This is a genomic window from Streptomyces niphimycinicus (assembly GCF_018883605.1).
Lineage (GTDB): Bacteria > Actinomycetota > Actinomycetes > Streptomycetales > Streptomycetaceae > Streptomyces > Streptomyces niphimycinicus.
In genome coordinates, this window is the sequence record NZ_JAHLEM010000760.1 from 1 (window position 1) to 9,643 (window position 9,643).

The window sequence follows — 9,643 nt, forward strand, 5'->3', positions numbered from 1 at the left end:
CGCGCAGCCGCGCCCAGGCGGCGGCGAGCGAACGCGGTGCGCCCGAGCGCCCCTCATGGCCGAGGAGCAGGGCCTCGGCCGCCTCGATGTCATAGGCCCGCTCGACCCGGACCCCGGCGGCCAGCAGCCGCGGATAGACCTCGGCGGTGGACCGCCACACCCACCGGTCGGCCTCGGGGCGGGATCGCACGGCCTCCGCGATCCCGCCCTGGGCCGCCGTGACCTCGACTACCGGCCCGGCGGCCGTTCCCCCGGGGTCGAGCGGGCAGAGACGAACACCCCCGTCGTCCGTCTCCGCCGCCGCCCACCTCATGCCCGTGAGTCTCGCAGGGGGGTCTGACATCGATGCTGATACTCAGGTTCTCCGGTGGTCGTGGCTCGGGGTGTGACCGGCGCCGTGCTGGGCTGTCTTCCAACGCTCCGGCACGAGGCCCGCTCAACCCGGAGGGGGACCCGGACGTCATACATGACGACTGCTCTTCTTCACTCCGGGCAGAAGATGCCCGGTGTCGGGTGATCATGCAGATACGCATGGTGCACGTGCATCTGCCTGTGCATCTACCTGCGCATACGCAGATGCATTTGCCCATGCGTTTGCAAAGGAACGCAGCTATGATCCGAGACAGTTGACGGCTGCACGCATGCACGAACAGTGGAGAAGCCCAGTGCGCGACCACCCCTACAACGGCATGGCGGCCGCGGACCTCCAGGGGGTCGTCTGGCTGAAGAGCAGACACAGCAACTCCCAGGGTTCCTGTGTCGAGTTCGCCAAACTGCCCGGTGGGAACGTGGCTGTCCGCAACTCCCGGTTCCCCGACGGACCGGCGCTGATCTACACACCCGCCGAGGTCGAGGCGATGCTGCGCGGCGCCAAGGACGGCGAGTTCGACCATCTCGCGCATGATTCGGCCGGTCTGGGCTGATCGCCGCGGACGCGCGACACTGGTAGTGGCGAGCGGGGGCACTCGACTGATGTGAGACGGCGATGAACGGCTCGGTCCGGGTCGGACACGTACTCGGGGTTCCACTGCGGATGCACTGGAGCGTCCCGGTGCTGATCATCGTGCTCGCTTACGGGCTGGGCCACCAGACGCTGCCCGCGTGGACCCCCGGCCGCAGCGGCACCGCCTACGCCCTCGCCAGCGTCGTCGGCGCCGTGCTGCTGATGGGCAGCCTGCTGATGCACGAGGCCGCGCACGCGGTCGCCGCCCGCCGTAAGGGCGTCTCGGTGGAGGACGTGACGCTGTGGGCGCTTGGCGGCATAACCAAGATGGGACGGCCCCGCACCGCCGGGGTCGCGTTCTGGGTGGCCGTCATCGGGCCGCTCACCAGCCTGGTCATCGGCGGTGTCGCGCTCGGCGCGGGGATCGGGCTGCATACGCTCACCGGATGGGGGGTGCCGACCGCCGTTCTGATCTGGCTGGGCTGGGCCAATCTGCTGCTGGGCGTCTTCAATCTGCTGCCGGCCGCGCCGCTGGACGGCGGCCGGGTGGTGCAGGCGGCGATCTGGTGGCGCACCGGGGACCGGGAGCGCGCCGACCGGGCGGCGGGGCGCAGCGGCCAGATCCTCGGCGTGGCGCTCATCGCCATCGGCTGGATCACCTTCCTGCGCGGGAACACCGGCGGGCTGTGGCTCTCGCTCATCGGCCTCTTCATGGTGATCATCGCCAACGCGGAGCGGCGGCAGGCCGGGGTCAATACGGCGCTGCGCGGGGTGCGGGTGGCGGACGCGATGTCGGCGCCGGTGGCGGCTGGGGCCGACTGGCTGACCGTGGGACGGTTCATCGACGATGTGGCGGCCCACGCCCGGCATTCGGTGATGCCGCTGCTGGACTTCGAGGGACAGCCGAGCGGGGCGGTCCGGCTGCGGGTGCTCGCGGCGGTGCCGGCCGAGGCCCGGGAGACCCAGCGGGTGCGCGATGTGGCGACGCCGCTGTCGCGGTGCACCGTGGCCGAGCCGGGTGAGCTGCTGAGCGAGGTGCTGGAGCGGGTGCGTCCGGGTGGCGGCGGTATGCCGGTGCTGGTGGTGGACCACGGGCAGCTCGAGGGGATCATCACGATGCACGATGTGAACCGGCTCTTCCAACTGCACGGCCTGGGCATCACCACGGCCCCGCCGGAGTCCACCCGTCCATGACCGCTGATGCGGCGGAAGGGGCGCTCAGGCGTGGGGGAGGCGGCTCACGTCGGGGGGAGATGGAAGACGGCCCAGACGATCTTGCCGTGTGGGGTGCCCGGCAGCGGCTGCCAGCCCCAGCCGTCCGTGAAGGACTCCACGAGATGGAGCCCGCGCCCGGATTCCTCGCCGCAGCCCGCCTCGCCGGCCACCGGGCCCACGTCGCTCGGGTCGCGTACGGCGCACACCAGCCGTGAGGGGCCGCGCATCAGATGGAGCCGCACCGGCCGCTCCGGCTCACCGGCCGTCGCGGCGGGGCCGGGCAGGGCGTGCCGCAGCGCGTTGGTGACCAGTTCGGAGACGACGAGCGCCACCTCGTCGAGGAGTTCGGGGATGTTCCACTGCCGCAGGGTGGAGCCGGTGAACTGCCGGGCCCCCTTGACCGCCTCGAAGCGGGCGGGAAGCGCGCAGGAGACGGATCCGGAGACGGCGGCGGGATCGATCGCGGTAAGCCCTTGCCACAAGGGTTCCAGCAGGGCCGGACCTTCGCTCCCCATGCGAGCACTCCTGCATCCGTGGCCGTGACGAACTCTGGCCAGATTTCGTACCAGCTAGCACGTGCGCACAGCCTATGGTTCCGAATGCGCACGTCAGATGCAAGGGCAAATGCACGTGCACGCACATCAGTTGGTCCGACTCGATCGGTTTTAGTCGGATATCTGACTCCGTACACTGATGTACAACCTCGGGCTGAGTAACGACATGCCTACGGCGCGGAGCCCGATCAGTGGCAGACTTCACCCTCAGAGGCTGCGGGGGCGCCGTTCGCAAGGATGCTTTCCGTACAGGGAGGATCGCGGAAATGGCCGCAGGCGAGTCGAGTGGATCGGTCGTGCGCCGTATCCTCCTGGGCTCTCAGCTCAGACGGTTGCGCGAGGCTCGCGGCATCACCCGCGAGGCGGCGGGCTATTCGATCCGGGCCTCCGAATCCAAGATCAGCCGCATGGAGTTGGGCCGGGTGAGCTTCAAGGCGCGGGACATCGAGGATCTGCTCACGCTGTACGGGGTCACCGACGACGCGGAGCGCGCGGCGCTGCTCGGGATCGTCCGCGAGGCCAATGTCGCCGGGTGGTGGCACAGTTACGGCGATGTGCTGCCCGGCTGGTTCCAGACCTATGTCGGCCTGGAGGGCGCCGCCTCCCATATCGCCTGCTACGAGGTCCAGTTCGTGCACGGTCTGCTCCAGACCGAGGGCTACGCCCACGCCGTGGTCACCCGCGGCCAGCCCCAGGCGTGCACCGAGGAGGTCGAGCGGCGGGTGGCGCTGCGCCTGGAGCGGCAGAAGCTGCTGGTCTCCGAGCGCGCCCCGGCGTTCCATGTGGTGCTGGACGAGGCCGCGCTGCACCGCCCTTACGGCGGGCGCGGCGTGATGTCCGCCCAGTTGCGCCATCTGATCACGGTCTCCGAGCATCGACACGTGACGCTCCAGGTGATGCCGTTCGCCTTCGGCGGGCATGCGGGGGAGAGCGGGGCGTTCACCCGGCTGCGGTTCCCGGAGCCCGACCTCCCCGACATCGTCTATCTGGAACAGCTCACCAGCGCGCTCTATCTGGACAAGCGCGAGGAAGTCGCCCAGTACGAGCGGGTGCTGGAGCGGCTCAGCGCGGACAGCCTCTCCCCGGAGAAGAGCCGGGATTTGCTCCGCGGGCTCCTTCACGATGCCTGACTCGTCAGTAGGATGACGTTCTGTCAGGAATACCCCCCACCCGTGCGCGGCTGTCGGAGCGCGGCACCGCGTCCTGTAGATAGGGATGGCATGTCCTACTTCTCCGAGTTGGCCCTTCAGTTCATCGACGGCGAGTGGCGCGGCGGAAGCGGTTCCTGGGACATCGTCGACTTCAACCCCTACAACGGGGAGAAGCTGGCCTCCATCACCGTGGCGACCGTCGAGGAGGTCGACCTGGCCTACCGGGCGGCCGAGCGGGCCCAGCCGGAGTGGGGCGGCACCAACCCCTATACCCGGCGGGCGGTCTTCGAGCGGGCGCTGCGGATCATCGAGGACCGGGAGAAGGAACTCACCGAGACGATCATCGCGGAGTGCGGCGGCACCCATGTGAAGGCGGGCTTCGAGCTGCATCTCGCCAAGGAGTTCCTGCGGGAGGCGGTCCATTTGGCGCTGCGGCCCGAGGGCCGCATCCTGCCGTCGCCGGTCGACGGCAAGGAGAACCGCCTCTACCGGCTGCCGGTGGGCGTGGTCGGCGTCATCAGCCCGTTCAACTTCCCCTTCCTGCTGTCGCTGAAGTCGGTCGCCCCCGCGCTGGCGCTCGGCAACGCCGTCGTCCTCAAGCCGCACCAGAACACCCCGGTGTGCGGCGGCGGTCTGGTCGCCAAGATCTTCGAGGAGGCCGGGCTGCCCGCCGGGCTGCTCAATGTCGTGGTCACCGACATAGCGGAGATCGGCGACGCGCTGATCGAGCACCCCGTACCGAAGGTGATCTCCTTCACCGGCTCCGACAAGGTCGGCCGGCATGTCGCCACCGTGGCCGCCTCCCACTTCAAGCGCACGGTCCTGGAGCTGGGCGGCAACAGCGCGCTGGTCGTGCTGGACGACGCCGACCTGGACTACGCGGTCGACGCGGCCGTCTTCAGCCGCTTCGTCCACCAGGGGCAGGTCTGCATGGCGGCCAACCGGGTGCTGGTGGACCGGGCGGTGGAGCGGGAGTTCACCGAGAAGTTCGTGGCCAAGGTGGAGACGCTGAAGGTGGGCGACCCGGGCGACCCCACCACCCACATCGGCCCGCTGATCAACGAGGGCCAGGCCGAGGCGATCGCCTCGCTCGTCGAGCAGACGATCGCCGAGGGCGCCACCGCGCTGGTGCGGGGAAGCGCCGAGGGCACCCTGATGGGGCCGACCGTGCTCAGCGGGGTCCCGGAGGGCGCGGCGATCCTCGGGCAGGAGATCTTCGGCCCGGTGGTGACGCTGATTCCGTTCGACGGCGACGAGGAGGCCGTCCGGATCGCCAACGACACGGACTACGGGCTCAGCGGGGCCGTGCACACCGGGGACATCGAGCGCGGGGTGCGGTTCGCCCAGCAGATCCACACCGGCATGATCCATGTGAACGACAGCACGGTCCACGACGAGCCGATCGTGCCGTTCGGCGGGGAGAAGCACTCCGGTCTGGGGCGGCTCAACGGGGAGTCGATGATCGAGGACTTCACCACCACCAAGTGGATCTCCATCCAGCACGGCCGGAGCCAGTTCCCGTTCTGACTCGACAGGAGACGGGCGCCGACACGCGGACAGAAGCTGACCGCAAGCCTTCCTAACGTGGGGTTCATCGAAGGGCGCCGGACCCGGGCGCCCGCCAGAGGAGAGGCGGCAGCCATGCCCGTGATCGTGAACCCCGAGGCATGTAACGACGAGCGCGGCGCGCTGCTCGCATACCTGGACGCACAGCGCGGCGGCATCCGGCGCTCGGTGCACGGCCTGACCGAGGAGCAGGCCCGCAGCACCCCCAGCGCGAGCGCGCTCTCGCTGGCCGGGCTGCTCAAGCATGTGGTCACCGGCGAGCGCGGCTGGCTCCGCATCCTCCAGGGCAAGGCGCCGGGGAACGCCAAGGACCAGATGGCCGAGTGGGAGCACACCTTCGAGCCCACCGAGGACGAGACGGTGGAGGCGCTGCTCGCCCTGTACGACGAGGTGGCGCGCGAGACCGAGGAGGCGGTGCGGGCCCTGCCGTCGCTGGACACGACCTTCGAGGCCATCCGGCTGCCCTGGGACGAGGGCGGCACCCGCACCTGGCGCTGGGCCATCCTCCATCTGATCGAGGAACTCGCCCGGCACGCCGGTCACGCCGACATCATCCGCGAGACGATCGACGGCAAGGGCGCCTTCGACCTGGTCTTCGAGACGGGCGCGATGCCCGAGCCGGACTGGTCGATCCTGGAGGGGTGATCCGCCGGGCCCGCCGACGGCCTAGCCTGGTCACCGCGGGGCCGGGACCAGGATGGAGAAGAGCGGGCGATGTCAGCGATCCGGTTGCTGGTGCTGGGGGCCGTGCGCCAGCACGGGCGGGCGCACGGCTATCAGGTCCGTAACGACCTGGAGTTCTGGGGCGCGCATGAGTGGTCCAATGCCAAACCCGGCTCGATCTACCACGCCCTCAAACAGATGGCCAAACAGGGCCTGATGCGCGCGCACGACGTCGCGCCGAGCACGGTCGGCGGGCCGCCGCGGACCGAGTACGAGCTGACCGAGGTGGGCGAGGAGGAGTACTTCCGGCTGCTGCGGGACGCGTTGCTGCGCCATGACCAGAAGATCGACGAGCTGACGGCCGGGGTGGGTTTCATCGTCGACCTGCCCCGCGCCGAGGCGATCGCCCTGCTGAAGCAGCGGGTGGCGGCGCTGGAGGAGTGGCGGACCGAGGTGACCCGGCACTGGACGCCACCGGACGGCACCCCCGAGGAGTGGGGTCATATCGGCGAGATCATGAAGTTCTGGGTGCACTCCGCGGACAGCGGCGCGGTGTGGACCCGTGGGCTGATCGAGCGGCTCGAGGGCGGGGCGTATGTGATGGCGGGCGAGGGGGAGCGCTCGGTGGAGGTGCTGCCGGAGGGGGTCCCCAACCCGTACGCCGCCCCCGACGCGGACTGAGGAAGGCCATGCCGTGAGCGGGCGGCCGATGGCGGTCCTCGCTATTAATCAAGTTTGACTAGCGGCGTTCGCGGGCAGTACCTTCCGGTCTCCGTAGTCAAACTTGACTACGGGGAAAGCGTAGAAGGAGAGGGGAAGACCTTGGCCGACAGCGATCCCGCGATCGTCGTCGAAGGACTACGGAAGACCTATCGGGACAAACAAGCCCTCGCCGGGCTCGATCTGACCGTCCCGCAGGGCACCGTGCACGCCGTGCTCGGCCCCAACGGCGCGGGCAAGACCACCTGCGTACGGATCCTGGCCACCCTGCTGCGGCATGACGGCGGCCGGGCCGAGGTCGCCGGGTACGACGTGCTGCGCGACCCCGACCAGGTCCGTTACCGCATCGGCCTCGTCGGCCAGCACGCGGCGGTGGACGAGGAGCTGAGCGGACGGCAGAACCTGGAGATGTTCGGCCGCCTCTACCACCTGGGCGGCCGGCAGGCGGCAGCCCGCGCCGACGAGCTGCTGGAGCGGTTCGGCCTCGACGGCACCGGCACCAAGGCCGTCAGCCAGTACAGCGGCGGGATGCGGCGCAGGCTCGACCTCGCGGCGAGCCTCGTGATGCGGCCGCGGATCCTCTTCCTGGACGAGCCGACCACCGGGCTCGACCCCCGGGGCCGTACGGAGGTGTGGAACGCGGTCCGCTCGCTGGTGGACGGCGGTACGACCGTGCTGCTCACCACCCAGTACCTGGAGGAGGCGGACCAACTCGCCGACCGCGTCTGCGTGATCGACGGCGGGCGGGCCATCGCCGACGGGACCGCCGACCAGCTCAAGGCCCGGCTCGGCGGGGACCGTATTGAGGTGGTGGTGCGCGACGCGGGCCAACTGTCCGCCGCCGCCTCGGTCATGGGCAGGGCGACCGGCGCCGGTGAGGTCGAGACCGACCCCGACCGAAGGCGGCTCGGCGCGCGGGTCACCGACCGGGTCGCCGCGCTCACCGAGACCGTACGGGCGCTGGCGGCGGCCGGGATCGAGGCGGAGGACATCGTGCTGCGCCGTCCCACCCTCGACGAGGTCTTTCTGCATCTCACCGGCGAACCGGCCACGGCGGAGAGGTCCGAGGCGGACCCGGCCAAGGAGGAGACCCCCGTATGACGACCGCGACCCTCATCGACTCCTGGACCATGACCCGCCGGGGACTCGCCCACTGGGCCCGGCAGCCCGTCCAGGTGGTCGTTCAGCTCGTCTTCCCGGTGATGATGCTGCTGATGTTCGCCTACTTCCTCGGCGGCGGGATGACCGTCCCGGACGGCGGTGACTACAAGGACTTCCTGGTGCCGGGCACGCTCGCGCTCACCATGGTGTTCGGCCTCGAAGGGACGATGCTCGCCATCACCCAGGACCTCAACAAGGGCGTCATCGACCGCTTCCGCTCGATGCCGATGGCCCGCTCGGCAGTCCTGGCCGGGCGCAGCGTGCTGGACATGCTCCAGTCGGCGCTCGGGCTGCTCGTCCTGCTCGGGGTCGGTCTGGCGATGGGCTGGCGCTGGCACGGCGGCTTCGGCGACGGCCTCCTCGCCGTCGGGCTGCTGCTGTGGCTGCGGTTCGCGATGCTGTGGCTCGGGATCTTCCTGGGCATGGCCGCCGGACGCCCGGAGATGGTGCAGGCCGTGCAGATCCTGGTCTGGCCGCTGGGCTTCCTCTCCAATGTCTTCGCCTCGCCCGAGACCATGCCCGGCTGGCTCGGCGCCCTCGCGGTCTGGAACCCGATGTCGGCGACGGCCACCGCGATCCGCGATCTGTTCGGCGGCCCCGGCGGCGGCGGCGAGGGCTGGGCCGCGGACCATGCCCAACTCCTCGCCGTCTGCTGGCCGCTGGCGTTGATCACGGTCTTCGCGCCGCTCGCCGTGCGGCGTTACGGGCGGCTCAGCCGCTGACGACCGCCCGGGGCACCGCCCGGGGCACCGCCCGGGGCCGGACGCTCGGCGGGTCACACCCCCACCGGTCGTCGCCGGTTGCGGATACGGTGCATATATGGGGAACGACAGGTCGGGCACGGGGGCGGAGACGGCGAGTGGGCCCGGATACGCCCTGCTGCTCGCCGCCGGTCCGGCCGGCAAACAGCGACTGATGGACGCGGCCGCCGCGCTGCCCCAGCTCGCCGCCGTACCGCCGGCGGCGCTGCTGGGCACGCCCGGCGGCGCCAGCGTCGTCCAACTCGTGGACCCGGCCGATCCGCAGACCGTGCTGACGCATCTGCGCACCGCCGCCGCCCACCCGGGCCCGGTGCTGGTCCATCTCGCGGGCCAGCTCACCCTCGACGCCAAACAGCGGCTGCCACATATGGCGTTGGCCCGTACGACGCCGAGGACCGCCCGCTATACGGCGCTGCCCTGGCACTGGCTGGCGGCCGAGCTCGGCAGGCGGGCACCGGGCAGCACCGTCGTGATCGCCGATCTGGTGGCCGACGAGACGGTGTGGCCGGCGCTGAAGGCCGCCGGGCCGTCCGGACTCGCCGCCGGGCTGACGCTGTACGGCACGGTGGCGCCCGCCCCGCCCAAGCGGGGAGCCCCGCCCAAGCGGGGAGTCCCACCCAAGCGGGGGTTGGCGACGCCGGACTACAGCCGGGCGTTCGCCGGGCTGCTGCGGGGCGCCGCGAAGCGCCCGCCGCTCGCACTGCTGCACCAGCGGGCCGCGCTGGAGGCCGGGTTGGGCAGCGGGCCCGAACTGCTGCTGGACGGCTCCGCGCCGGGTGAGCCGTACGCGGTCCCGGGGGCCGCTCCTGGCCCGGAGGCCGCCGGATGGGCCGGGCAGAGCGGACCGGCCGGGGCAGCCGGGCCGGTGGGGGCAGTCGGGTCGGCCGGGGCAGCCGGACCGGCCGGGGC

The 9,643-nt window shown here is 71.0% G+C and carries 9 protein-coding genes and 2 pseudogenes; 9 read left to right on the forward strand and 2 right to left on the reverse strand.

Translation table 11 applies throughout. From position 1 onward, the window contains the following. Positions 1-313: pseudogene (locus tag KN815_RS42020) on the reverse strand (bifunctional 3'-5' exonuclease/DNA polymerase); the annotation flags it as partial. A gap of 328 nt (positions 314-641) precedes the next feature. Here KN815_RS42020 and KN815_RS42025 point away from each other — a divergent pair. Together KN815_RS42025 and KN815_RS42030 are read left to right on the forward strand one after the other, a co-directional pair. Further along, positions 642-923, forward strand: a complete 282-nt coding sequence (locus KN815_RS42025; protein WP_216347037.1) for a DUF397 domain-containing protein — start codon at positions 642-644, stop codon at positions 921-923. A gap of 62 nt (positions 924-985) precedes the next feature. Further along, positions 986-2,137: a site-2 protease family protein gene (locus KN815_RS42030; RefSeq protein ID WP_216347038.1), complete on the forward strand. Its 1,152-nt coding sequence runs from the start codon at positions 986-988 to the stop codon at positions 2,135-2,137. Between the two features lie 44 nt (positions 2,138-2,181). Here KN815_RS42030 and KN815_RS42035 read toward each other — a convergent pair whose 3' ends face one another. Continuing rightward, positions 2,182-2,673: an ATP-binding protein gene (locus tag KN815_RS42035; protein WP_216347039.1), complete on the reverse strand. Its 492-nt coding sequence runs from the start codon at positions 2,671-2,673 to the stop codon at positions 2,182-2,184. A 305-nt stretch (positions 2,674-2,978) separates the two neighbouring features. Between KN815_RS42035 and KN815_RS42040 the strand changes: the two genes are divergently transcribed. From KN815_RS42040 to KN815_RS42070, 7 genes and pseudogenes are all read left to right on the forward strand, one after another. Then, positions 2,979-3,842 carry a Sco1979 family transcriptional regulator gene (locus KN815_RS42040; protein ID WP_216347040.1) on the forward strand — a complete coding sequence of 288 codons (864 nt, stop codon included), beginning with the start codon at positions 2,979-2,981 and terminating at the stop codon, positions 3,840-3,842. A 90-nt stretch (positions 3,843-3,932) separates the two neighbouring features. Then, complete coding sequence (locus KN815_RS42045) at positions 3,933-5,390, forward strand: aldehyde dehydrogenase family protein (protein WP_216347041.1); 1,458 nt, start codon at positions 3,933-3,935, stop codon at positions 5,388-5,390. 114 nt (positions 5,391-5,504) lie between these two features. Beyond that, positions 5,505-6,074 carry a DinB family protein gene (locus tag KN815_RS42050; RefSeq protein ID WP_216347042.1) on the forward strand — a complete coding sequence of 190 codons (570 nt, stop codon included), beginning with the start codon at positions 5,505-5,507 and terminating at the stop codon, positions 6,072-6,074. A 69-nt stretch (positions 6,075-6,143) separates the two neighbouring features. Then, the gene (locus tag KN815_RS42055; protein ID WP_216347043.1) at positions 6,144-6,773 is read left to right on the forward strand and encodes a PadR family transcriptional regulator; all 630 of its coding nucleotides are present in this window, start codon (positions 6,144-6,146) and stop codon (positions 6,771-6,773) included. Between the two features lie 141 nt (positions 6,774-6,914). Continuing rightward, positions 6,915-7,913, forward strand: coding sequence for an ATP-binding cassette domain-containing protein (locus KN815_RS42060; RefSeq protein WP_216347044.1), 999 nt, complete (start codon positions 6,915-6,917; stop codon positions 7,911-7,913). Then, on the forward strand, positions 7,910-8,695 hold the full coding sequence (locus tag KN815_RS42065; RefSeq protein WP_216347045.1) for an ABC transporter permease: 786 nt from the start codon (positions 7,910-7,912) through the stop codon (positions 8,693-8,695). The genes KN815_RS42060 and KN815_RS42065 overlap by 4 nt, the downstream gene beginning before the upstream one ends. Positions 8,696-8,792: 97 nt before the next feature. Then, positions 8,793-9,643: pseudogene (locus KN815_RS42070) on the forward strand (hypothetical protein); the annotation flags it as partial.

Coding starts and splice junctions, on each gene's coding strand:
- KN815_RS42025 (WP_216347037.1), top strand. CDS start 642: ATGCACGAACAGTGGAGAAGCCCAGTGCGCGACCACCCCTACAACGGC.
- KN815_RS42030 (WP_216347038.1), top strand. CDS start 986: ATGAACGGCTCGGTCCGGGTCGGACACGTACTCGGGGTTCCACTGCGG.
- KN815_RS42035 (WP_216347039.1), bottom strand. CDS start 2,673: ATGGGGAGCGAAGGTCCGGCCCTGCTGGAACCCTTGTGGCAAGGGCTT.
- KN815_RS42040 (WP_216347040.1), top strand. CDS start 2,979: ATGGCCGCAGGCGAGTCGAGTGGATCGGTCGTGCGCCGTATCCTCCTG.
- KN815_RS42045 (WP_216347041.1), top strand. CDS start 3,933: ATGTCCTACTTCTCCGAGTTGGCCCTTCAGTTCATCGACGGCGAGTGG.
- KN815_RS42050 (WP_216347042.1), top strand. CDS start 5,505: ATGCCCGTGATCGTGAACCCCGAGGCATGTAACGACGAGCGCGGCGCG.
- KN815_RS42055 (WP_216347043.1), top strand. CDS start 6,144: ATGTCAGCGATCCGGTTGCTGGTGCTGGGGGCCGTGCGCCAGCACGGG.
- KN815_RS42065 (WP_216347045.1), top strand. CDS start 7,910: ATGACGACCGCGACCCTCATCGACTCCTGGACCATGACCCGCCGGGGA.